The sequence below is a fragment of the Pseudoxanthobacter soli DSM 19599 genome (genome assembly GCF_900148505.1).
Lineage (GTDB): Bacteria > Pseudomonadota > Alphaproteobacteria > Rhizobiales > Segnochrobactraceae > Pseudoxanthobacter > Pseudoxanthobacter soli.
Genome location: NZ_FRXO01000014.1, coordinates 1 through 23,114, shown reverse-complemented (window position 1 = coordinate 23,114; position 23,114 = coordinate 1). Strand labels below are relative to the sequence as shown.

The following is a 23,114-nucleotide window of genomic DNA, read 5'->3' as shown; positions in this document are numbered from 1 at the left end:
CTCCGTCAGGCGAAGCCGAGGAAGCGCGCGGTGTCGGGATCGATCGGGATGCCGTCGCGGGCCCGCGCGTCTGCGACCTTCCATTCGCGGTCGCCCGGCGCCATCACCTCGGGATCGCCGCGCCGGGGTGCGGCGCGCACGGCGGCCACATAGCGCGACATCGTCGCTTCGTAGAGCGCGCGGCCGGCAAAGCGCTCGGGGTCGATCACCAGCACGAAGTGCCCCATGTTGCGCGGCGTGGAACGCTCCTCGCTGTACATCGGGATGAAGTCGTGATCGAGCGTCGTGCCCATCAGCACGGCGGACAGCAGCGTGGCGAGGCCGGCGAGACCGGCGCCCTTGTAGCCATATTCCGTGCCGCCGAGCGGCAGCAGCATGCGGAACGCGAACGGGTCGATGGTGGCGTAGCCGTGCTCGTCGGCGGCGACCCCTTCCGGCAGCGCCTTGTTCAGGGAGCGATAGAGCAGCACGCGGTTCATCGGGATGGATGACGTCGCCATATCGAACAGCCACGGCCGCTCGCCGGGCACCGGTGCGGCAAGCGCGATCGGATTGGTGCCGTGGAACGGAGCCGCGCCATCGTGCAGGGTGACGACAGAGTCGGTGTTGGTGGTCGCGAACGTGATGAAGCCGTCTTCAGCGCCCGCGAGCGCGTAGGCGCCGGCCGCGCCGAAATGCGAGGAGTGCTCGACGCCGACAGCGGCGACACCGGCCTCGCGGGCGATCTCGCAACCGAGCTCAACCGCGCGGTAGGCGCCGACGTGGCCAGGGCCGTCATCGCAATTCACGACCGCGGAACCGGCGGCCGTCCGGCGTACCGTCACGTTCGGGCGCGGGTTGACGCGGCCGCCTTCCATCATGCGCACGTAATGCTCGGTCAGCCGCACGCCGTGGCTGTCGACGCCGAGGCGCGAGGCGTGCATCATCGCCCGCGTGGTCGCCTCCACGACCAGCGGACTCGCACCCACCGTCGCCAGCCTGTCGCGAACAGCGGCGGCGAGGGCCGCTTCCGCCACCAGAACCACGTCCTTCTCGCGAACGTCGCTCCTGTCTCGATCCGTCATGAGAAGCGCCTCCCGACGCCTGAAGCTTGCCGGGGGACCACGCCGGCGCTGGCGTGATCCCCCGCTTCTTATGTGGAACCTGAATCGGTCAGGCGGCCGTCAGGACGACCTTTACGCTCTGGGAACGGTCGAGCGCCAGCCGGAAGGCGGCCGGCGCATCCGAAAGCGGCCGGTAGCCCGTGACGATGCCGAGCACGTCGATCTCGCCCGCCACGATGAGGTCCACCGCCTCGCGGAACTCGGGACCGAACCGGAAAGAGCCGCGCAGGTCGAGTTCCTTGGCCATCAGCTTGTTCGCCGGCACGGGCAGAAGCCCGCCGGGCAGGTTGCCGATCTGCACGAGCGTGCCGCCCCGACGGACCGTGTCGATCGCCGTCGTCAGCCCCGCTGCGGTGCCCGAGATTTCCATCGCGACGTCGAACGGCCGATCGGCCGCAACGGTCTCAAGCTCACCTGTGCCGGTGGAAATGTCGAGAATGCGGTCGGCGCCGAGCCGGCTCGCGAAGGCGAGCGGAGCGGCGGCGATATCGACCACGGTGATCGCGGCCGCGCCGGCCCGCCGGGCTGCGATCATGGTGAGGAGGCCGATGGGGCCTGCGCCGAACAGCACCACGTTGCGGCCGCGAAGATCGCCCGCCCGGGCGACGGCGTGGAGGCAGACGGCGAGGGGTTCGGCGAGTGCCGCAGCAGCGAACGGCAGCGTTGCCGGCACCTTCACGCATTGCTCAGCGGTCGCATCGAACAGGGTGGCGAAGCCGCCCTGCATGTGGGGTGTCTTCGAGGCCGACCCCATGAAGTAGATGTTCTCGCAGAGGTTCTCGCGCCCCTCCAGGCAGCGCGGGCACCGATGGCACCAGCGCGACGGATTGACCGCAACCCGGTCGCCGACGGCAAGGCCGGGCGCCGCGCCGGCGATCTCGACGATCTCGCCCGCGACCTCGTGGCCGAGCACGAGCGGCGAGCGCACGACGAAATCGCCGGTCCGGCCATGGCGGAAATAGTGCATGTCCGAGCCGCAGATCCCGCCCGCCCCGAACCGCACCCGGACCATGCCGGGTGCGAGGGGGGCGAGAGCGCCTTCGACGATGCGAAGGTCTTCGGCGCCGAACAGCGTCGCCGCAACGGTCCCTGTCATCGCAGCAGCCCCAGATGACGCGGCAGCCACAGGGTGATCTCCGGGATGAAGGTGATCGCGATGAGGGCGACGATGAGCGGGACCAGCCACGGCAGGATCGCCATCGTGGTGCGCTCGACGGAGAGCTTGGCGACGCGCGACAGCACGAACAGCACCATGCCGAGCGGCGGGTGCAGCAGGCCGATCATCAGGTTCAGGGTGATGATGAGGCCGAAATGCACCGGATCGATGCCGAACTTGAGCACGATCGGCAGGAGGATCGGCACCAGGATCGTGATCGCCGCCGTTGTGTCGAGGAAGCAGCCGACGAACAGCACCAGCAGGTTCACCAGGATCAGAAACACCCACTTGCTCGCGGTGAGCGACAGGATTGCATCCGACAGCAACTGTGCCGTCTGGCTGACGGTTAGGAGCCAGGCGAAGATCGAGGCGGCGGTGACGATGAACAGCACCGAGGCCGTCGTCTCGATAGTATCGAAGCTCGCCTTGGCGAGGGTCGCAAGCGTCATGGTGCGATAGCGCACGAGGCCGAGGAACAGCGACCAGATCACGGCGGCGACGGCAGCCTCGGTGGGGGTGAACCAGCCGAGCGTCATGCCGCCGATCAGAATGACCGGCGTCATCAGCGCCATCACGGCGGAGAAGTCGAAATACCAGTCGAGCGCCAGCAGCACGACGAGCGCGATGAGAATGGAGACGTTGACCGACAGGCCGGACATCATCATCGCATAGACCGCCGCCGGGAAGGCGAGCACCACAACGACCTCGGTCGAGGCGGCGGCAAGCCGGCGGATCTCGAACTTCGTGTCCGAACCCCAGCCGAGCCGGTAGGCGAACAGCGCGACCGTGATCATCATCAGCACGGTCATGAACACGCCCGGCATCACGCCCGCCATGAACAGCGCGCCGATGGAGACGTTCGACATCATGCCGTAGATCACGAACGGCAGGGACGGCGGGAAGATCGGTCCGAGCGTCGCCGAGGCGGCGGTGACGCCGACGGCGGCCTCGACCGGATAGCCGTGGTCCTTCATCGCCTTGATCTCGATGGTGCCGATGCCGGCAGCATCCGCCAGCGCGGTGCCGGACATGCCCGAGAAGATCACGGAGCCGATGATGTTCACCTGGGCGAGGCCGCCCTTCATCCAGCCGACGAGCGCGAGCGCGAAGGAATAGATGCGGCCGGTCACACCGGCGATGTTCATCAGGTTACCGGCGAGAATGAAGAACGGAACGGCAAGCAGCGGGAAGCTCTCGACGCCGGCGATCATGCGCTGCGCCAGGATGACGGGCGGCGCCACGTCGTAGATCAGCATGTAGAGCACGGAGGCGACGGCCATCGAAATCGCCACCGGGACGCCGATCGCCATCAGGACGATGAAGGAGAGGAGAAGAAGCGTCATGAATCAGTCCCCGGCGTGCTCGAAGGTGCCGTCGAAGGCATCCGGTCGTTCCAGAACCGAATATCCACGGCGGATATTGGCGATGAAAACCTGGATGGAGCGGATCGTCATAAGGATGAAACCGGCGAATACCGTGTAGAACACGATCGATTTCGGCAGGTCGACGGTTGTCATCATCTCGTCGGGGATCATCGCGGCATAGTCCCAGACGAGGTAGGCGCCGTAGGCCAGGAACGCGATGCGGATGAGGTCGACCACCGTCGCCAGGACGCGGGCGACGGACTTCGGCATGTAGTGGTAGAGCACGTCGACCTGGATATGCCGCGACAGCCGCACGCACATTGACGCGCCCAGGAAGACGACCGCGATCAGGCAGTTGATCGCGATTTCCTCCGTCCACGCGAAGCTGTTGTTGAGAACATAACGCGTGAAGAACTGCAGAAACACGCAGAATGTCATGACCCAGAAAACCGCAAGGTTTATCCAGTCCTCGAAGGCGTATTTCGACAGATCAACCGGGGCGGCCTCTTCCTCGAAGGCGTGGGCCATTTCCGCGGTGGAAATCGGAGCGTGAGTTTCCTGGGACAATATGGTCTCCTCCTCGGAAGGTGACGGCCTCGGCACGTCTCGACCAGGTGACGGTTGGGTGACCTCAGGGCAGGCGCTGCTAACGGGCCCGTTGTGTGGCTTCCGTCGGGATCCCCGCGTTCATGCCCTTGCGCAAAGGCGATACCGGCTCGCCGCCGCTGAACGACGGCGCCGATCAGGCGCGGTCGCGTTTCCGCGCCGCGCCTGACGACACGGGCCGCCGGCGTGCCCCCGCAGGAGCCGGCGGCCCGGTTTCACGACGAGTTACTGGATTGCCTGGATCGCGTCCCAGTCGCTTTTGCTGTAACCGAAGTCTTCCATCGGCACGCGCTCCATCACGGCGTTCTTGAAGTCGTTCTTGTCGACTTCCGTGACGGTGATACCGCGATCCCGGAAGACCTGCACGAGTTCGCCTTCACGCTTCTCCACCTTCGCGGTGGCGCGCTCCGCGGCCTCCTGGACGACGTCCGTGAAGATTTTCTTGTCCTCGTCGGAAAGGCTGTTCCAGAGCTTCTTGGAGAACACGGTGTTGAGGTGATCGACGATGTGGCCGGTCAGCACGATGTACTTCTGGACTTCGTAGAATTTCTTCGCCTCGATCGTGGTCAGCGGGTTCTCCTGGGCCTCCACAGTGCCGTTCTGCAGCGCCAGATAGACTTCGGCGAACGCGATCGGCGCCGTGTTCGCGCCACAGGCGCGCGGCATGGCCAGATAGGCCGGCACGTCGGGCACGCGCATCTTCAGGTTTTCCATGTCGGCACACTTCTCGATCGGCTTGTTAGAAGTGGTTTGCCGGGTGCCGTAATAGGTGACCGCCGCGATATGGTTGCCAGTCTTCTTCTCGTAGCCTTCGGCCAGCCGCTTGAACACGTCGCTCTTCGAGTAGGCGATGAGGTGCTCCGGGCTGCGGAAGGTGTAGGGATAATAGGCGACGCCGATCGGCGGGTAGGAACGGGCGGCGAAACTGGAGCCGGAGACGATGATGTCGACGGTGCCGAGCGTCAGGCCCTGGTTGATGTCGCCTTCCTTGCCGAGCTGGGAAGCCGGATAGACATCGATCTGGTAGCGGCCGTTGGTGCGCTTGGCGATTTCCTCAGCGGCCCAGACCGATTCCGTGTGGAACGGCTCGGACGTTTCGTAGACGTGGGCCCATTTGAGCTTGGTCTGTGCGTCTGCCGTGCCGGCGAGGCCGAAGCTCAGGCCAACGGCCAGCGCTGCAATGGCTGTCTTGAAGAGCATGCGTTTTCCTTCCCTCTTTTTATGGTCGGCTACCGAGACAAAGTGTTCCCGGTGTCGGGCGTGCCGCCGTTGTCGCCTTGCGGACGGCGCGGCTTCGATGGAGAGGCACTGCTGGCGTCTGCGCCCGAACGAGCCCACGGCAGCCGTCAGGCGGACAATGTTTCCCCGCTTGTGGAAGCGGGGGTGATTTCCTCGAAATTGGTCTGAAAGCGGATCTGCGACTGGGCGAGGTGATAACGCATCGCGTTGCGGGCCAGTTGAGGGTCCCGCGCGACGATGGCATCCCGGATCGCCTGATGCTCGCCGAACGCGAGGCGCCAGGTCTCCGCGTTCTCGAAGTAGCGCGACAGCTTCTCGAAATAGGGGTTGATGCGCTGGTCGAACAATTCGCCGACGAAGCGCACCAGCACGCCGTTGCCGATGATTCCGGCGACGGCGGTGTGAAACTGCCTGTCCAGCTGCAAGGTCTCGCGCGTCGGATGTGCCGAGCCATGCATGCGGGCGAGCAGGTCGTCGAGCACGGCGATGTGCTCCGGTGTGACCATCAGCGCGGCTTCCTCGGAGATGCTGCCCTCGATCAGCTCCCGGGCGCGCAGAAGCTCGAACGGGCCTTCGATGGGCGTGGCGCCAGGCGGCGGCGGGAACCCGGCGGACGGGGGCTCCAAGACATAGACCCCCGACCCGACCCGAATACGGACCCGGCCTTCCACCTCGAGCGCGATCAGCGCCTCGCGGACGGTCGGTCGTGACACGCCGAGCTGCTCGGCGAGATCGCGCTCCGCCGGCAGCCGCCCGCCGGACGTGAACTCGCCGCGGGCGATGAGCTGGCGCAAATGATCCGCGACCTGCCGGTAGAGCCGGCGGGATTCGATCGGTTCGATCGGCATCGGGATGGAGTCCCTATGGTGCGTTTCCTGCCGGTCTTTGCCGGCTTTGGTCAGTTGGTATGACCAATTAAAACGATTTGTGGCTTCTTTTATTCTCGCCGTCAAGTTGCCGTACGAACATTTTCACATTTCCGCCTTAGTTCCCGCTGCCGCGTCTCGGCCGGAACCCGCACCGGCTTCGGCATTCCGGGCTCTTACGCGCATGTCGTCAGAAGCCGTGCAGTGCCCCGCCGTCGACCACAAGAACGTGGCCGGTGACATAGGCGGCCGCGGGCGAGGCGAGATAGGTCATCGCCCATCCGATATCGGACGGCTCAGCGAGGCGGCCGAGCGGAATTCGGGCATCGATCTTCGCGCGGCGTGCCGGGTCCGAGGCGGTCGCCGCGCGGAACAGCGGCGTATCCACCCAGCCCGGAGCGACGCCGTTGACGCGGATGCCGCGCGGCGCGAGTTCCGTCGCCATGGCGCGGATCATGCCGACGTGGGCGGCCTTCGCGGCGGAGTAGCCGATGACGAACGGGACGCCGAGGAAGGATGCCATCGACGCCGTGAACAGGATCGAGGAATCGCGACGGCGTGCGAGTTGCGGCAGGAATGCCCGCGACAACGCATAGGCACCCACCACATGGACGTCGAGCACGGCCTCGACGTCGGCTGGCGTCATGTCGTCGATCGGCTTCTTGATTGTTTGCCCGGCATTGTTGACGAGGATCGAAACGGCGCCGCGCTCGGCTTCGACCCGCCCGGCGAACGCGGCAACGTCCCCGGTTTGCGTGATGTCGAAGACGAGCCCCGCCACCGCATCGCCGCCGAGCTCGGCGCTCGCGGCTCCGAGCTTCGACGCATTCGTCCCGACGATGGTCACGCGGGCGCCGGCGGCGAGAAAGCACCGCGCCGTCGCCAGCCCGAGTCCCGAGCCGCCGCCTGTGATGAGGGCGTGATGCCCGGCGAGACTGAAAGGAGAGGCAATGGCGTCGGCCTTGCCGTCCATAGGCGTCATGATCTTCCTCGAATCCCGTGCAGCGCTGCGGGAAGGCGTCCTCAGGACGGGGTGCTCCGGGCTGACTCGCGCACGATGTTGGCGAGGGTGTTGTTGCGGCTCTCGATGAGGTGCGTCTCGACGGCGTTGCGGACGGCTGCTTCATAGCCGGCGGCGAACGCCTCGATGATGGTGCGGTGCTCGTCGACCGAGCGGGCATAGTTGCCCGCGTTGTAGACGAACACGGTGTGGGTCTGCCGGAGGATGCGCAGGTGCCACTCGGCGACCAGGGCATTCCCGGCGGCGAGCACGATGTGCTGGTGGAATTCGCGGTCGAAGGCGAGGGCACTCGAGAGTTCGTCTAGGCCCTCCCGGCCCGCATGGAAGGCGTGGCGGGCGAGATTGCCGCGCAGGGTCTCGATGAAGGCCGGCGTGTTCGCGCCGCGCTCGAAGATCCGCGCGACCGCATTCAACTCGATCAGCAGCCGGGCTTCGTAGAGCTCCTCCACCTCATGGGTGGTGAAGCGGCGCACGACCGCACCGCGCCGGAGCGGCCATTCCACCAACCCGTCGGATTCGAGCCGGAGCAGGGCCTCCTTGATCGGCGTCGGGCTGATGGCGAGTTCGACAGACAGCTCTTCCGGCAACAGCCGCTGCCCGCCCGCGAGCCGCCCTGAAAGGATGCGGGTTCGAAGCTCTTGATAGGCCTGCTCGGCAAGTGTGGCGCGGACGACGATGCTCATGGCGCCGGACTGTGCCGGCTTCAAAACCCGAATTCAAGATATTCGATAGAAAATTTTTTATTTTCGATTTTGCATCGGCTCGGCTAGAACAAGCGCATGGGAGCCGGGTCGAGGCTGGTCGGTCATCCATGCGCGTCCTGCATTGGACGGTGGCGATGCGGCTCATCCAACCGCCCAATCAGGGGAGGCCAGCCGTCCCCTTCCTCCCGAGCAACGACAACAGCCACCGCGGAAGCGCCCACATGAAAATCGTCGCCGTCGAGCCTTTCATTCTCCACTTGCCGCTCACTGCGGATTCGATCTCCGACTCGACCCACTCGATCACCCACTGGGGCGTGGTCGGAACCCGCATCGTCACGTCGGACGGGCTGGAAGGATACGGCTTCACCGGCACCCATGCGGATCTCGCGTCCGACCGGCTGATCACCTCGTGCATCCGCGACTGCTACGCGCCGCTGCTGATCGGCGAGGACGCGGTGGAACAGACGCGGCTGTGGAAGAAGCTGGCGCGCTCGCCCGCGCTGCAGTGGGTCGGCCGGGCCGGCATCACCCACCTTGCCCTCGCCGCCGTCGACGTCGCGCTGTGGGACCTGCGTGCCAAGCAGGCCGGGTTGCCGCTGTGGAAGTTCCTGGGCGGCGCGACCACCGGCAAAGTCGAAGCGTACAACACCGATATCGGCTGGCTGTCGTTCACCCAGCAGCAGCTGCTCGACGGCTCCCGCCGCGCGGTCGAGGTCGACGGCTTCACACGCATCAAGCTGAAGGTGGGCCACGACAATCCGAACGTCGACATCGCCCGGCTGACGGCGGTGCGCGAGGCGGTCGGTCCCGCCATCCGCATTGCCATCGACGGCAACGGCAAGTGGGACCTGCCGACCTGCCTGCGGTTCGTCGCGGCGGCGAGAGACCTCGACATCTTCTGGTTCGAGGAACCGCTCTGGTACGACGATGTCGGCTCCCACGCGGCGCTGGCGCGCGCTAGCGCCATTCCGGTGGCGCTCGGCGAGCAGCTCTATACCGTCGACGCCTTCCGCGGCTTCATCGAGGCCGGTGCCGTCGCCTATGTGCAGCCCGACGTGACGCGCCTTGGCGGAATCACCGAATATATTCAGGTCGCGGATCTGGCGCTGGCCTACCGGCTGCCGGTTGCGCCCCATGCCGGCGAGATGAGCCAGGTGCACGTCCACCTGTCGCACTGGCATCCGGCCTCCTCGATCCTGGAATATATTCCCTGGATCAAGGACCACTTCGTCGAGCCCATCCGGGTCGAAGCGGGCATCTACCAGCGGCCGGAACAGCCGGGCGCCGGGACCACGCCGCTCGCCGCCAGCATGGAGCGCTACGGCAAGAGCATCGGCTGACGCGCGCGACGCCCGGACACGGACGCGCCGATCCGACGGGACGAAGCCCGTCGCGCACAAGCGCGGCGGGCTTTTTCATGACGGGGAGGGGGCGGCTCCGCAGGAACGATCGCGCCTTTGAACGGTGGGCGAAGCAGCCTTGCCACGGAGAGATGCGACGTCGCCCTTGTTCGAAACCGACAAGATACTATCCTCGCGCCGCTTCATTGCCGCGGCCGCCCCGGCGGACCGCCGCGTTGCCTGCCAACCAGAACAGAACCGGACGCTTCATGGATACCACCCGCATCAGCCGAGAGATCACCAGCCTCGTTCAGGACGAAGGGGCGCTTTTCGTCGGCCGCGTCCACCGGCCGGATGTCGACGGCCCGGCGGTCGTGCGCGTCGACGGCGACAGTCTGGTCGACATCACCTCCGCCTTCGCCACCGTGCGCGACCTGTTCGAGGCTGAGGATCCGGCGGCAGCCCTTCGGTCGGCATCTGGCGAAGCCATCGGCTCGCTGGCGGAAATCGCCGCCAACACGCCCGCTGCCGTTCGCGACGCAACGAAGCCCTATCTGCTGGCGCCGGTCGACCTGCAGGCGATCAAGGCCTCGGGCGTGACCTTCGTGGTGTCGATGATCGAACGCGTGATCGAGGAGCGCGCGCGGGGCGACGCCGATGCGGCCGAAGGCATCCGCCGCCATATCCGCGCGCTTGTCGGCGACGACCTGCGCCGCCTGAAGCCCGGCTCGCCGGAGGCGATGGCGCTGAAGCAGACCCTGATCGAAGCCGGCGCGTGGAGCCAGTATCTCGAAGTCGGCATCGGCCCGGACGCGGAGATCTTCACGAAGTCGCAGCCGATGTCGGCCGTCGGCGCGCTTTCCGATATCGGCGTTCACCCGAAATCGACCTGGAACAATCCCGAGCCGGAAGTGGTGCTGGCGGTATCCTCGGCCGGCCGGATCGTGGGGGCCACCCTCGGCAACGACGTCAACCTGCGCGACGTCGAGGGCCGTTCGGCGCTGCTGCTCGGCAAGGCGAAGGACAACAATGCGTCGGCTTCTATCGGTCCGTTCGTTCGCCTGTTCGATGAGGGCTTCACCCTCGACGACGTGCGCCAGCTCGACCTGACGCTCGTTGTGGATGGACCGGAGGGATATCGCCTCGAAGGCCGCTCGTCGCTCGGCGAGATCAGCCGCGACCCTGCCGACCTCGTCGCCCAGACCGTCAACGCCCACCATGCCTACCCCGACGGCCTGGTGCTCTATCTCGGCACGATGTTCGCGCCGGTCGATGATCGCGACGAGCCCGGCCGCGGCTTCACCCACAAGACCGGCGACATCGTCACCATCTCCACCCCGCGGCTCGGCAGCCTCGTCAACCGCGTGCAGCCGACGGACGCCATCGCGCCGTGGAGTTTCGGCGCCGGCCAGTTGATGCGGAATCTCGCCGCGCGCGGCCTTCTCGCGTAAGCAGCCTTCCGGCGCGGCGGGCTGATCCCGTCGCGCCGGCTAGCCGTTCGGCCGAAAGCCGGTCCTGCGCCGCCGGACGGCAAGAGTTCACGCAACGCGGCGCCGCAAAGATGGGTCGGTTGATCAGGACCGGGTGAACCATCACCGCGTCCGGCGCCGCGCCCCGCGTGTCGACGGCAAGGTCGGTTGCGCGGGACGGGCATCAACACTGGGCCCCCTGTCCCACAAAGGTTCCCACACCCCGCCTTCGGCCCGGGAGGCTGGCGAAGCGGAGCCGCCGCCGCCTGCCGACCGCTCGATCTCCGGAAATTGATTGGCGTCGACGCGAACCAGTCGTATGAGAAGCATATGATCTGTGTATCGTCGCAGTGCGATGCCGGCCCCGCAGAGTGCTTCCCGTGCCTCCTCCACGGGAAGCGCGATCGTCGCCGGCAGACGTTGAACCGCGGAGATCCCGCCGCAGAATCGGTCGTTGCGTGCCGTAGGTGATGCGCTTCGTCTGCGTTCCGTCCGGTGCGACCGTCGGACGGAACGCCACGTGGCGTTCTCCACGGCCGACGGCGGTCGAAGGATGTTCCATCTGGGGAGCGCGAGCGCCTTCCAAGATTTCATCCTGCGGTGGTCTTGCCTTCTCCGTCTCCTGACGAGCCTGCTTCCCGAGGCGCCATCGGCGGCGCTTCTCCGTCGCCAGCAAAGATACGGTTCGGTTTCCCACTCATGGACATGTCGGTGCGTCGCCTCAGTTTGTCCGCGTCCTTCGCTCTCATCTCCCGCCGGTCCCGCGGCACCGATCCGCTGGAGGGGCAACGCGGCCGCCCTGCCGCCAGGCGCCTTGCAGCCGGTTTCGCCGTGATCCTCGCCCTTGCCGCCTGCAACAAGGAGGAAGGAAAGGCGAACAATCCGCCCAATGCGGCGGCCGGCCGGCCCGAGGTCGGCGTCGTCACGCTTCATCCGCAGTCTGTCGCGATCACGGCGGAGTTGCCGGGCCGTACCAGCGCGTCACTTGTCGCCGAAGTCCGCCCGCAGGTGAGCGGCATCATCCAGAAGCGCCTGTTCGAGGAAGGCGGCGAGGTCAAGGCCGGCGATCCGCTCTACAAGATCGATCCTGCGAGCTATCAGGCGGCCTATGACAGCGCCCTTGCCGACCTGCAGCGCGCCGAGGCGGCGGTTCCGAGCGCGCAGGCCAAGGTCGAGCGCTATCAGGGTCTCGCCAAGCAGAACGCCGTCAGCAAGCAGGACCTCGACGACGCCACCGCCGCCTTCGCGCAGGCGAAAGCCGATGTCGCCGCCGCGAAGGCCGCCGTTCAGACCGCAAAGATCAATCTCGATTACACCACCATCACAGCGCCGATCAGCGGCCGTATCGACAAGTCATCGCTGACCGAGGGCGCGCTGGTGACGGCAAACCAGGACACGCTGCTCACGACCATCCGCACGCTCGATCCGATCAATGTCGACGTGACCCAGTCGAGCACCAATCTTCTCAACCTCCGCCAGGCCATCGCGGCCGGCAAGGTGAAGCTCAGCGGCAGCAATGTCAGCGTGAAATTGAAGCTCGAGAACGGGACGATCTACCCCTCCGCCGGCCACCTCGAGTTCTCGGAATCCTATGTGAGCCAGACCACGGGCACATACGCGATGCGGGCGGAGTTCCCGAACCGCGACCGGCTCTTGCTGCCCGGCATGTATGTGCGGGCGATCGTGGAGGAGGGTGTAGCGCCGAACAGCTTCCTCATTCCCCAGCGCGCCGTCAGCCGCAATACCAAGGGCGAGGCAGTGGCGTGGTTCATCGACGCCGACGGCAAGGCCCAGCAACGGGTGCTCTCGGTGTCGAGCAGCGTCGGCAACAACTGGCTGGTGGATTCCGGTGTCGGTGACAACGATCGCGTCATCGTGGAGGGCACGCAGCTGGTGCGGGCCGGTCAGCCCGTCAGCCCGGTCGAAGTGGTCATCGACGATACCACCGGCGAAGTGCGCAGCCGCAACGAATCCGGCTCGATTTCCGGAGAACAGCCGTCCGCCGAAGCCGGGCGCGGGTGAGGCGGCAGCATGTCGAGCTTCTTTATCAACCGGCCGATCTTCGCCTGGGTGATCGCGATCGTCATCATGCTCGGCGGCCTGCTGGCATTGAGATCGCTGTCGATCTCGCAATATCCCCAGATCGCGCCGACGACGGTGCGCATCACCGGCACCTACCCGGGCGCCGACGCCCAGACCGTCGAGAACTCGGTGACCAAGATCATCGAGCAGGGCATGACCGGGATCGACAATCTCGACTACATGACCTCGACGTCCACCTCGACCGGCCAGTCGCAGATCACGCTGACCTTCACCAGCGCCGCCGATCCGGACGTGGCGCAGATGCAGGTGCAGAACAAGCTTCAGCTCGTCACCTCGCAGCTGCCGCAGATCGTGCAGAGCAACGGAATCACGGTCACTAAGTCGTCTTCCGGCTTTCTGATGGTGGTCGGCTTCGTCTCGACCGACGGCAAGATGACCAACACCGACCTTGCCGACTATGTCGACAGCACGCTGAACGACACGCTGAAGCGCGTCGAGGGCGTCGGCGATACCCAGCTGTTCGGCTCGGGCTATGCCATGCGCATCTGGCTCGATCCCGACAAGCTGCAGAAATATGCGCTGATGCCGAGCGACGTCGCCTCGGCGATCGAGGCGCAGAACACGCAGGTCTCGGCCGGCCAGCTCGGTGGACTGCCCTCCCGCAAGGGCCAGCAGCTCAATGCCACCGTGACCGCGCGCAGCCGCCTTCAGACGCCCGAACAGTTCCGCAACATCATTCTGAAAAGCACCACCAGCGGGTCGCTGGTGCGGCTCAACGACGTTGCGACGGTCGAACTCGGTGCGGAGAGCTACAACACGGACTCGCGCTACAACGGCAAGCCCTCTGCCGGCCTCGCCATCAGCCTTGCCACCGGCGCCAACGCCATCAGCACGGCGGAGGGCGTGAAGGCCACCATCGCGAGGCTGTCCTCGACATTCCCCGAGGGCGTCGAGGTGGTCTATCCCTACGACACGACGCCGTTCGTGCTGCTGTCGATCGAGGAGGTCGTCCGCACGCTGATCGAGGCGATCGTCCTCGTGTTCGTCGTCATGCTCGTATTCCTGCAGAACATCCGGGCGACGTTGATCCCAACGCTGGCCGTGCCGGTCGTGCTGCTCGGGACCTTCGGCGTGCTGGCGGTGGCCGGCTATTCCATCAACACGCTGACGATGTTCGCGATGGTGCTCGCCATCGGCCTGCTGGTGGACGACGCCATCGTGGTCGTCGAGAACGTCGAGCGCGTGATGCACGAGGAGGGGCTTTCGCCTCGCGACGCCACGCGCAAGTCGATGAAGGAAATCACCGGCGCGCTGATCGGCATCGCCATCGTGCTGTCGGCCGTGTTCGTGCCGATGGCGTTCTTCGGCGGCTCCGTCGGCGTGATCTACCGGCAGTTCTCTGTCACCATCGTCTCGGCGATGGTGCTTTCGGTCGTGGTCGCGCTCATCCTCACACCGGCGCTCTGCGCCACCATCCTGCGGCCGCCCAAGCCCCACGACCAGAAGCGGGGGCTGTTCGGGCTGTTCAATCGGGGTCTCGAAAGCGGCACGCGGTCCTATGAGCGTGCTGCGGGCGGCATCATCCGGCGGCCGAAACGCTTCCTTCTCGCCTTCGTCCTCATCACCGCCAGCATGGGATGGATGTTCCTTCATCTGCCAAGCTCGTTCCTGCCGGAAGAGGATCGCGGCATCCTGATCACCAGCGTGCAGCTTCCTGTCGGAGCCACGCAGGGCCGGACCCAGCATGTGCTCGATCAGGTTCGTGAGCACTATCTGACGGAAGAGAAAGGTGCTGTGGAAGGCGTGTTCACCGTCGCCGGATTTGGCTTCGGCGGCCAGGGCCAGAATGTCGGCCTCGCGTTCGTGCGGTTGAAGCCGTTCGACGAGCGCAAGGACCCGTCGCTGTCGGCACAGGCAGTCGCCCGTCGCGCCACGATGGCCTTCTCGAAGATCCGCGATGGCCGGGTGTTCGCCCTCGCGCCGCCTGCCATCCAGGGCATGGGGAACACCAGCGGGTTCGATTTCTATCTTCAGGACATCAATGGCTTCGGTCACGACCGCCTGATGCAGGTCCGCAACCAGCTTCTGGCCGCGGCCGCAAAAAGTCCGCTCCTTACCAACACCCGTCCGAACGGGCAGGAGGACACGCCGCAGTTCTCGGTCGATATCGACCAGGAGAAGGCATCCGCCCTCGGTGTCGGCCTGGACGACATCAATCGCACGCTCTCGACCGCTTGGGGCAGTGACTACGTCAACGATTTCATCGACAGGGGCCGCGTGAAGCCGGTCTACCTGCAGGGCGGGGTCGATTTCCGCATGCAGCCGGAAGATCTCGGCAAGTGGTATGTGCGCAATGCCAGCGGCGACATGGTGCCGTTCTCCGCATTCGCCTCCAGCCGGTGGACGTTCGGTTCGCCGCGGCTTGAGCGCTATAACGGCTCGGCCGCCGTCGAAATCCAGGGCGATCCGGCGCCGGGCGTCAGTTCCGGCGACGCCATGGATGAGATCGACCGGCTGGCGGCCGAGCTGCCGGCCGGCTACGGCCACGAATGGACCGGCCTTTCCTATCAGGAGCGACTATCCGGCAGCCAGGCGACGGCGCTCTATGCCATCTCAATCCTGGTGGTGTTCCTCTGTCTCGCGGCGCTCTACGAGAGCTGGTCGATCCCGTTCGCCGTCATGCTGTCGGTCCCGATCGGGGTGTTCGGCGCGCTCGCCGCGGCGCTCTGGTTCGGACAGGCCAACGACGTCTACTTCAAGGTCGGGCTGCTGACGACCATCGGCCTTGCCGCGAAGAACGCGATCCTGATCGTGGAATTCGCCATCGAGCGGCAGGCGGCGGGCCACGACCTCGTCAAGGCGACCATCGAAGCGTCGCGCCAGCGCCTGCGGCCGATCCTGATGACGTCATTCGCCTTCATCCTGGGCGTGACGCCGCTTGCGATCGCGACCGGCGCGGGCTCCGGTGCGCAGAACGCCATCGGCATCGGCGTGATGGGCGGCATGATCGCCGCGACCGCACTTGGCGTGCTCTTCGTGCCGCTGCTGTTCGTCACCGTGCGGCGGGTCTTCAAGGGGCGGCCACGAACGGGTGTTCAGGCCCCGGCGGAATCGGCATCATGACCGGCGCGCGCCGGGCCGGGAATGCCGGCAGCCATGCGATGGTTCTTCCTCCAGCCCACACGGTGATCGCGACGATGCCGGCAATCGATCTTCGTTCGCGCAGGACGGCGCTGCCTGTCGCCCGCGCGTTCGCGCTGGCCATGGCGGCTGTTACACTGGCCGGCTGCGTGGTGGGCCCGGACTATCACAAGCCGAACCTTACGATGCCCGCGAAGTGGGGCAACGCCAAGCCGGCGGAGAATGACGGCGCGCCGCAGCTTTCCAAGTGGTGGACCCGCCTCGGCGATCCGATGCTGGACGAACTGGTCGACCAGGCCGTCGCCGGCAATCTCGACGTCGCCGCGGCGAAGGCGAGGGTGCGCGAGGCGCGCGCGACCTATCGTCAGCAGGTCGGCACGCTGTTCCCGGTCGTCGATGCCAGCGCCTCCGCCACCCGCTCGGCGAACGGCGGAAAGGTGTCTGATTCTGGTGACATCACGGTCGAGGGCCCCTTCAATTCCTTCCAGGCCGGCTTCGACGCCAGCTGGGAACTCGATCTGTTCGGCGCCAACCGGCGCGGCATCGAGGCGGCCCGTTATGGTGCGCAGGCTGCGGACGAGGAACTGCGCGACACCCTCGTGACGCTGATCGGCGACGTCACGTCCAACTATGTCGCCGCGCGCGGCTTCCAGGCGCGGCTCGATCTTGCGCGGCGGACGGCAGCCTCCCAGCGCGAGACGGCGGGGTTGACCCGAACCAAGCTCGAAGCCGGTGCTGCCTCCGCCGTCGATGTCGCCAACGCCACCGGACAGGCGGCCAGCACCGAGGCGAACGTGCCGGCGCTCGAAAGCCAACTCGCCCAGACGGTGCATCGGCTCAGCGTGCTCACCGGCCAGCCGCCGACCGCCCTTGCGGACCGCATGAAGAAGGCGAAGCCGATACCGACGCCGAAGCTGCCCATTCCGGCCGGGATACCGGCCGATATCCTCGCCACACGGCCGGACGTGCGGATGGCCGAGCGCCAGCTTGCCCAATCCACCGCGCTCATCGGCCAGGCCGAGGCCAACCGCTATCCTGCCGTCAGCCTCGTCGGCAGCGTCGCGACCTCCGGCGTTCACATCGGTGACCTCGCGAAACAGTCGTCCATCAGCTGGTCGTTCGGACCCACCCTGACGCTGCCGGTGTTTCAGGGCGGACAGCTGCAGGCGGCGGTGGAGATCGCCCAGGCGCAACGCGACCAATCGTTCGTCGCCTATCGCGCATCGGTGCTGACGGCCCTGGAAGATGTGGAGAACGCGCTCGTCGCACTGGCGCAGGAGAGGGCGCGCCGCGCCAAGCTCGCCACCGCATCGGCGTCCTACAGGCAGGCGTCGACGCTTTCCCGCGCGCTCTACGAAACCGGCGCGGCAAGCTTCCTCGACGTGCTCGTTGCGGAGCGCTCGCTCTACACCGCGGAGGACGCGCTCATCCAGAGCCGGATCGACATCACCAACGACTACATCGCGCTCAACAAGGCACTCGGCGGCGGCTGGGATGGTATCGTCGACGCGTCCCGTCCCGAAATCGTCGATACCGGCACCGGGCCGCACCTTCCCCGCAAGAGCGACGGCCCCAACGCAGGCAAGCTCGCCCTGGTCCCTTGATCGGGGCAAGACGGCGAGACTTGCGCGGTGACACCCCGCCGCGCGTCGTCGGCGGTGCGCGCGCGTCATTGGTGGTGCGATGGAGGCCGGTTCGCAGCGCAGACACCGCTCCGGCCTCCGCCCTTGCCGGCGCGCGCGCTGACACGCGCGATCCTCACGCGAGACCATCGGGCATCCAGCCCTTGACACGCCACGCCGCACGTTGGAAACGAGGGCGCGCCGGACGGGTGGCCGAGTGGTTTAAGGCAGCGGTCTTGAAAACCGCCGGGGGTGCAAGCCTCCCGTGAGTTCGAATCTCACCCCGTCCGCCAGCTCCGCTGAAACTGCCCTCCTGGCTCCAGGCAGGAGAGCACCATCGGACTGGCGGAACACGACGCTGTTGGCGACATGGGCGAGGGTGTGGAACTCGCACACGAAATAGCGGAGCATAGGCTCGACCGAGACCTCGACCGGGCCGTGGGGTGCGTCCTCGGCCTCCCGTTTTGCGCCAGCCTTCGTCGTCGGCCTCGCAGCTGCGAACGAACGCGTTTGCGATGTCGCCTTGGCATGGCGCGTCGACTGGGCCATGATCCTGTCATGAAGGCCGCAGACCGAACCACCGGTATCGCGCTTCCACGTTTCTGACGTGAGAAGCTGGGGCGGGCGATCGATTTGATCGCCTGTCGGCTTTTGCCCGCAAGACACCGGGCGAACCGTCGCCGCACGCGCGGCTTGCGAACCTTCGGTTTATTTCATGCACAACGTTTTCGAGAGCCCATTCAGGGGCATCACGCTCGATCGCCTCGTCACCAATCCCAACATCCGGGTCGGGCGGTACAGCTACTATTCCGGCTACTATCACGGACATGGCTTCGACGACTGCGCCCGCTTCCTTCTGCCTGACGAGGGCGTCGACAAACTCGTCATCGGATCGTTCTGTTCGATCGGCTCGGGCGCGGCCTTCATCATGGCCGGCAACCAAGGCCATCGGAGCGATTGGGTCAGCACCTTTCCGTTCTTCTGGATGTCGGACGTGCCTGCCTTCGCCGGAGCGGAGAACGGATACAAACCGGCTGGCGACACGGTGATCGGCAATGATGTCTGGATCGGTTCCGAGGCCATCGTCATGCCTGGGGTCACGATTGGGGACGGTGCGGTCATCGGAACGCGAGCGCTGGTGACGAAGGACGTCGAGCCCTACGCCATCGTTGGTGGTAACCCCGCCAAGATCATTCGGAAGCGTTTCGGCGAAGTGGACATCGCCAAACTCCTCGAGCTTCGCTGGTGGGACTGGAGCGAAGAAGAGCTGCGGGATGCCATGCCCGTTCTGACCAGCGGGGACGTCTCGGCCCTACATCATCACTGGCGATCGGTTGTGGCGCCAGGATCATAGGACAAAGCGTTAGAGGCAGCTTGCCCGTCCCGTCCGAAAACCGGACGGGCAGTTTTCCGTCACGGTTCGGACGGTGGCATCGACCGGACTGTCGTCCGCGGTTGAGGCATGAATCGGGAGAGGATCGGACGAAGGACCGATATCCACGCCATAGCCCACCGTTTTTCCCGCGTCGCATGACTCTCGAACAGCGGGGACACCGCACATCATGGCGCACTCCCCTTCCGGCTTGCCCGAGGCGACGCGGCCAGACCGAGGAAGACGATCATCGCCTGATTGAGCCGGACCATGTCCTCGTCGTCCAGACGACCGACCTGCTGCCCGAACTTCGCCTTCCGAACGGTCGTGATCTTGTCGACCATGAGGCGGCAGGCCGCGCGCAGGCCATTTCTCTCGTTCGGCTGGACAATCAGCCGGAACAGTGGAGCATCCGTCTCGTCGGTCGTGAAGGCGCATATGGTGAGAGAGTCCGTTCCATCGAAACTGTCGTCCTGCACGATGACAACCGGGCGCGGCTTGCCCGCATAGTCCTGCCCTCCGGCAACGGTCCACACTTCGCCGCGCCTCATTCGTCGCCCCAGTCGGACACGGCATCGATGAAGGCCTGATCATCGCCGGCCTGCGCGCCAGCCGCGACGGCCAGCGACTGGCGCCGCGCTTCCGCCCGGAACGCGGGCGCCCGCACATCCGGCACCCAGATCTGGATCGGCCGAAGCCCCTGGGCGCGCAGTCGCGCGCGATGCTCGCCGACCTTCACGCGCGAAGGCTTGGGCCTGGAAGCGGATGACATGACAGCCTCCTTAAAAGTTACATGTAACTAGCATATGGAGACCCTTCTTGCCAGTCCATCCGACCCCTTCGAAGACTCTCTCAGGATGTCATTGCGAGTCGCTCGGCGGGAACCCGTCTCAGGCGTGCGCATTGAGCGATCCAGGGAGAACGATGCGATCAAGCGCGGCTTTGGCTGATGCAACCGGAGCATGGCGGTGAATGCACCCGGAGGCGCGGCGCTTAAAAGCGCGCTTGGCCGTCGCGACTATAAGTAGAAAATCTCGCAAGAAGTACCCATTCAAAGTGCGCAATATCGCCACCACGACTGTGGCAAACGCGCCCTCAGAGAAAGAAATTTTCGCCGCATTTCGCATTCCGTATGCCGCTTCGCAATCACGGTTGCGACCATCCCCGGACACCCTCCAGAAACGCACAGATCACATGCGTTCGTTGCGGAACGTGAGACGCGGCCGATTCGCCGGTTGTGTCCCGCCGTTTCGATGGCGAGACCGCGGACTCTCGCAGGGGCAAGCAGATATGGAATGCAACGGGGCCGAGCACGGCAATTTCGCGACGAGCGTCGATGGCTCGGATGAGCGTCTGGTCGCCGGGCGGCGGACGGGGTCCCGAAATGCCGGGCTTGCGCGGGCCATACGCCGTGGTCTGCTGCTCTCTTCTGCGCTCGTGCCTGTGCTGGCTCTCTCGCTGATCGGCGCCTCTCCGGTCTCCGCCGCAGGCGGTGCCGGTGGCAACGGCGGCGGTGGTGGCGTCGATTCCGCCACCGGCGCCGGGGGCGCGGGCGGTAACGGCTCGGCCAACATGCAGGGCGGCGGCGGCGGCGGAGCCGGCGTCACGGGCGGCGACGGCGGATCGATCACGGATGGGACCACGACGACACCTGGTGGCGCAGGCGGAGCATCACCCGGCGCAGCCGGTGCGGACGGCACTTCGGCGCACCTGACCAGCACCGGCGGCGGCGGCGGTGCTCACGGCTTCGTGGGCTCTGCTCTTCCCGGCAACGTCACCACCATCACGGGCGGCCGGGGCGGTAACGGCGGCGGCACGTCCTCTGACTCATCGGCTGCCGGCGGCGGCGGCGCGGGCGGCTGGGGTGCCGTGGTCACCGGGAGCGGCGCGTACGACTGGTCCGCGCTTACCCTGCAGATCGCAGGTGGAGATGGCGGCAACGGCGGCAACGCTGACACCAGCGGCCTGATGGGAGGTGGTGGCTCCGGCGGCAACGGCCTCTACGTCACGAATTCCGTCATCTTGACGACGGGTCCGCTTGTCACGTTGACCGGTGGTCACGGCGGCAACGGGATAACCGGCGGCGCCGGCGGTGTGGGCCTGGTGTTCGGGGCATCGACGGGTACCGGCGTCATCAACGGCGCCGTAACCGGCGGCGGAGGCGGCAACGGACAGGACGGTCTGGGCGGTGCCGGTGCCCACGCAATCGTGGGTGGAAACCTGTCGCTGACGATCAACGCCAGTCTGCTGGGTGGCGCGGGTGGCACATCCGATTACTCGCCCGGGGGTGTCGGAGGTGCCGGCATATTCGCCGACACGCTGCAGGCGACCATCAACGCTTCCGTCACGGGAGGTGCCGGCGGCAGCAACGTCACCAACTACGCTGCCGGCGCGGCTGCAGGCGCGGGTATCTACGTGGCGAACGGCAATGCCGCGACGATCACTGTCACCAGCGCGGGTTCGGTCACGGGTGGAAATGGCGGATCCGGCTCGACCTCGGGAGACGGCGGTGCTGGCATCGTCGGCGGCAATCTCCATGTGACGCTGGAGACCGGTTCGACCGTGACCGGCGGGATGGCGGGCGGCAACGTATCGCAGGCGAACGCGATCCTGTTCAACAGCGGCATCAACATCCTCGAAATCAATCCCGGGGCGACGATCAACGGTGTCGCCGGTATCGATCACAACACCGCTGCAACTGCCACGTTGAGGCTGGGCGGCGCTTCGGGAAGCGCATCCTTCGATGTCGGCAACACGGTCGGAAGCAATCCGCTTTTCGATGGATTTGCGGCTTTCGAAAAGACAGGCACCGCGACGTGGACCCTGACCGGTTCGACCAACTCGCCCCAGAATGTCCAGGACTGGACGGTCAAGCAGGGTGAGCTCATCCTCGACAACGGCCTGTGGCTCAAGGGAAACGTCACCGTGGCCAACGGCGCGACCCTGACGGCGCCGACGGTGAGCAACGGCAGCGCGAAAATCGAGGCCCTTCTTCTCGTCCAGAATGGCGGCACGGTCAGCGCCACCCAGGCCAACGCGGGTTCCAGCGGCAACACGCCGATCAACGCGGACAACATCACCTTCAACACCGGCGCGATTGTTGATCTCAACCTCACGGGCAGCGGGGCCGATGCGGCTCTCACAACCGGCGGCTTCCTCACCATCCAGTCCGGTGTCACGATCAACCTGGCCAGCACCAGCACGCTGACGGCGGGGGCGTACAATCTGATCGAATATTCCGGAGCCGGCAGCACGTTCGTTCTGCCGACACTCGGCACCACGCCCGGCGACCTGGAAGGCGTCATCTCCACGACGCCCAGTTCCACTGGAAGTCTTCTGATCGTGACCTTGTCCGAAGGCGGCCTTTACTGGAACGGGACGACGACGTCGGGCTCCGGTCCCGTTGCGGGCGGTGACGGGACGTGGACGGCTTCCCAATCGCAGCTCAACTGGACGAACTCCAGCGGCACGACGCATGTTGCGTCGGACATCAGCAAGGCCGCGATCTTCGCCGGAACTGCGGGGACGGTGACGATCGACACGTCGAACGGGGCGGTCGGCGCCAAGAGCCTGAAGTTCCTGACGTCGGGCTACACGATCGGCGGCGGCGTGCTGACCCTGGCGAACGGTTCGGCGACGCCGGCGGTGAATGTCGACGGTGCGGGCACGACGGCGACGATTTCTTCGTCGATTTCGGGTTCGGACGGTCTTGAGAAGACGGGAGCCGGCACGCTGGTTCTGTCGGGTGCGAACACATACACCGGGGGCACGACGGTTACCGATGGCACGCTGCAGCTGGGCGATGCGACGGGCGTTGGGTCGGTTGTCGGGAATATCGTCGACAACGCGGCGCTGGTGTTCGCCAATCCGACCGCCCAGACCTTTGCGGGCGTGGTGTCGGGTTCGGGCACGGTGACGAAGCAGGGCGCTGGCACGCTGACGCTGACGGCGAACAACACCTACACCGGCACGACGACGATCTCGGCGGGCACCCTGCAGATCCGTGACGGCGGCTCCACGGGATCGGTGGCGGGTGCCATCGTCAACAACGCCGCGCTGGTTCTGAAC

17 protein-coding genes and 1 tRNA gene are annotated in these 23,114 nt (G+C 66.1%); 8 read left to right on the top strand and 10 right to left on the bottom strand.

Annotated features, from left to right (window positions below):
* Positions 1-5: 5 nt before the first annotated feature.
* From BUF17_RS20490 to BUF17_RS20455, 8 genes are all read right to left on the bottom strand, one after another.
* On the bottom strand, positions 6-1,064 hold the full coding sequence (locus tag BUF17_RS20490; RefSeq protein WP_073632259.1) for an Ldh family oxidoreductase: 1,059 nt from the start codon (positions 1,062-1,064) through the stop codon (positions 6-8).
* Positions 1,065-1,152: 88 nt separating this feature from the next.
* Positions 1,153-2,199 carry an L-idonate 5-dehydrogenase gene (locus BUF17_RS20485; RefSeq protein WP_073632257.1) on the bottom strand — a complete coding sequence of 349 codons (1,047 nt, stop codon included), beginning with the start codon at positions 2,197-2,199 and terminating at the stop codon, positions 1,153-1,155.
* Positions 2,196-3,602, bottom strand: a complete 1,407-nt coding sequence (locus tag BUF17_RS20480) for a TRAP transporter large permease (RefSeq protein ID WP_073632255.1) — start codon at positions 3,600-3,602, stop codon at positions 2,196-2,198. Before BUF17_RS20480 ends, BUF17_RS20485 begins: the two co-directional genes overlap by 4 nt.
* Before the next feature lie 3 nt (positions 3,603-3,605).
* On the bottom strand, positions 3,606-4,190 hold the full coding sequence (locus tag BUF17_RS20475) for a TRAP transporter small permease (protein WP_073632253.1): 585 nt from the start codon (positions 4,188-4,190) through the stop codon (positions 3,606-3,608).
* Positions 4,191-4,454: 264 nt separating this feature from the next.
* The gene (locus BUF17_RS20470; protein WP_073632251.1) at positions 4,455-5,429 is read right to left on the bottom strand and encodes a sialic acid TRAP transporter substrate-binding protein SiaP; all 975 of its coding nucleotides are present in this window, start codon (positions 5,427-5,429) and stop codon (positions 4,455-4,457) included.
* Between the two features lie 146 nt (positions 5,430-5,575).
* Positions 5,576-6,316 (bottom strand): FadR/GntR family transcriptional regulator, encoded by a 741-nt coding sequence (locus tag BUF17_RS20465; RefSeq protein ID WP_073632250.1) that lies wholly within the window; start codon positions 6,314-6,316, stop codon positions 5,576-5,578.
* 208 nt (positions 6,317-6,524) lie between these two features.
* On the bottom strand, positions 6,525-7,316 hold the full coding sequence (locus BUF17_RS20460) for an SDR family NAD(P)-dependent oxidoreductase (RefSeq protein ID WP_244530973.1): 792 nt from the start codon (positions 7,314-7,316) through the stop codon (positions 6,525-6,527).
* Between the two features lie 41 nt (positions 7,317-7,357).
* Positions 7,358-8,038: a GntR family transcriptional regulator gene (locus tag BUF17_RS20455; protein ID WP_073632246.1), complete on the bottom strand. Its 681-nt coding sequence runs from the start codon at positions 8,036-8,038 to the stop codon at positions 7,358-7,360.
* Positions 8,039-8,280: 242 nt separating this feature from the next.
* On the opposite strand from BUF17_RS20455, the gene BUF17_RS20450 reads away from it, so the two are divergent.
* The 7 genes from BUF17_RS20450 (at position 8,281) to catB (ending at position 19,028) form a co-directional block, all read left to right on the top strand.
* Entirely contained in the window at positions 8,281-9,399 is a 1,119-nt protein-coding gene (locus tag BUF17_RS20450; protein ID WP_073632244.1) for a mandelate racemase/muconate lactonizing enzyme family protein, read from the top strand.
* 269 nt (positions 9,400-9,668) lie between these two features.
* On the top strand, positions 9,669-10,850 hold the full coding sequence (locus BUF17_RS20445) for a fumarylacetoacetate hydrolase family protein (RefSeq protein ID WP_073632242.1): 1,182 nt from the start codon (positions 9,669-9,671) through the stop codon (positions 10,848-10,850).
* 795 nt (positions 10,851-11,645) lie between these two features.
* A complete protein-coding gene (locus tag BUF17_RS20440) occupies positions 11,646-12,890 on the top strand; it encodes an efflux RND transporter periplasmic adaptor subunit (protein WP_073632363.1) in 1,245 nt (414 codons plus the stop codon).
* Positions 12,891-12,899: 9 nt separating this feature from the next.
* On the top strand, positions 12,900-16,034 hold the full coding sequence (locus tag BUF17_RS20435; protein ID WP_073632240.1) for an efflux RND transporter permease subunit: 3,135 nt from the start codon (positions 12,900-12,902) through the stop codon (positions 16,032-16,034).
* A gap of 74 nt (positions 16,035-16,108) precedes the next feature.
* Positions 16,109-17,656 (top strand): efflux transporter outer membrane subunit, encoded by a 1,548-nt coding sequence (locus BUF17_RS20430; protein WP_073632361.1) that lies wholly within the window; start codon positions 16,109-16,111, stop codon positions 17,654-17,656.
* Between the two features lie 221 nt (positions 17,657-17,877).
* Positions 17,878-17,967, top strand: a tRNA-Ser gene (locus BUF17_RS20425).
* A 422-nt stretch (positions 17,968-18,389) separates the two neighbouring features.
* Entirely contained in the window at positions 18,390-19,028 is a 639-nt protein-coding gene (catB, locus tag BUF17_RS20420) for a type B chloramphenicol O-acetyltransferase (RefSeq protein ID WP_073632238.1), read from the top strand.
* A 206-nt stretch (positions 19,029-19,234) separates the two neighbouring features.
* On the opposite strand, the gene BUF17_RS20415 is transcribed toward catB, so the two are convergent.
* The gene (locus BUF17_RS20415; RefSeq protein ID WP_073632236.1) at positions 19,235-19,597 is read right to left on the bottom strand and encodes a type II toxin-antitoxin system PemK/MazF family toxin; all 363 of its coding nucleotides are present in this window, start codon (positions 19,595-19,597) and stop codon (positions 19,235-19,237) included.
* The gene (locus BUF17_RS20410) at positions 19,594-19,818 is read right to left on the bottom strand and encodes an antitoxin MazE family protein (protein ID WP_073632234.1); all 225 of its coding nucleotides are present in this window, start codon (positions 19,816-19,818) and stop codon (positions 19,594-19,596) included. Before BUF17_RS20410 ends, BUF17_RS20415 begins: the two co-directional genes overlap by 4 nt.
* A 200-nt stretch (positions 19,819-20,018) precedes the next feature.
* Between BUF17_RS20410 and BUF17_RS20405 the strand changes: the two genes are divergently transcribed.
* Positions 20,019-23,114, top strand: a 3,096-nt coding sequence (locus BUF17_RS20405; protein ID WP_175563764.1) for a beta strand repeat-containing protein, incomplete at its 3' end; no start/stop codon positions are given.

What these genes read in the sequence shown, in the direction of transcription:
- BUF17_RS20490 (WP_073632259.1), bottom strand. Translation starts at nt 1,064, where the DNA reads ATGACGGATCGAGACAGGAGCGACGTTCGCGAGAAGGACGTGGTTCTG.
- BUF17_RS20485 (WP_073632257.1), bottom strand. Translation starts at nt 2,199, where the DNA reads ATGACAGGGACCGTTGCGGCGACGCTGTTCGGCGCCGAAGACCTTCGC.
- BUF17_RS20480 (WP_073632255.1), bottom strand. Translation starts at nt 3,602, where the DNA reads ATGACGCTTCTTCTCCTCTCCTTCATCGTCCTGATGGCGATCGGCGTC.
- BUF17_RS20470 (WP_073632251.1), bottom strand. Translation starts at nt 5,429, where the DNA reads ATGCTCTTCAAGACAGCCATTGCAGCGCTGGCCGTTGGCCTGAGCTTC.
- BUF17_RS20465 (WP_073632250.1), bottom strand. Translation starts at nt 6,316, where the DNA reads ATGCCGATCGAACCGATCGAATCCCGCCGGCTCTACCGGCAGGTCGCG.
- BUF17_RS20460 (WP_244530973.1), bottom strand. Translation starts at nt 7,316, where the DNA reads ATGACGCCTATGGACGGCAAGGCCGACGCCATTGCCTCTCCTTTCAGT.
- BUF17_RS20455 (WP_073632246.1), bottom strand. Translation starts at nt 8,038, where the DNA reads ATGAGCATCGTCGTCCGCGCCACACTTGCCGAGCAGGCCTATCAAGAG.
- BUF17_RS20450 (WP_073632244.1), top strand. Translation starts at nt 8,281, where the DNA reads ATGAAAATCGTCGCCGTCGAGCCTTTCATTCTCCACTTGCCGCTCACT.
- BUF17_RS20445 (WP_073632242.1), top strand. Translation starts at nt 9,669, where the DNA reads ATGGATACCACCCGCATCAGCCGAGAGATCACCAGCCTCGTTCAGGAC.
- BUF17_RS20435 (WP_073632240.1), top strand. Translation starts at nt 12,900, where the DNA reads ATGTCGAGCTTCTTTATCAACCGGCCGATCTTCGCCTGGGTGATCGCG.
- BUF17_RS20430 (WP_073632361.1), top strand. Translation starts at nt 16,109, where the DNA reads ATGCCGGCAATCGATCTTCGTTCGCGCAGGACGGCGCTGCCTGTCGCC.
- catB (WP_073632238.1), top strand. Translation starts at nt 18,390, where the DNA reads ATGCACAACGTTTTCGAGAGCCCATTCAGGGGCATCACGCTCGATCGC.
- BUF17_RS20415 (WP_073632236.1), bottom strand. Translation starts at nt 19,597, where the DNA reads ATGAGGCGCGGCGAAGTGTGGACCGTTGCCGGAGGGCAGGACTATGCG.
- BUF17_RS20410 (WP_073632234.1), bottom strand. Translation starts at nt 19,818, where the DNA reads ATGTCATCCGCTTCCAGGCCCAAGCCTTCGCGCGTGAAGGTCGGCGAG.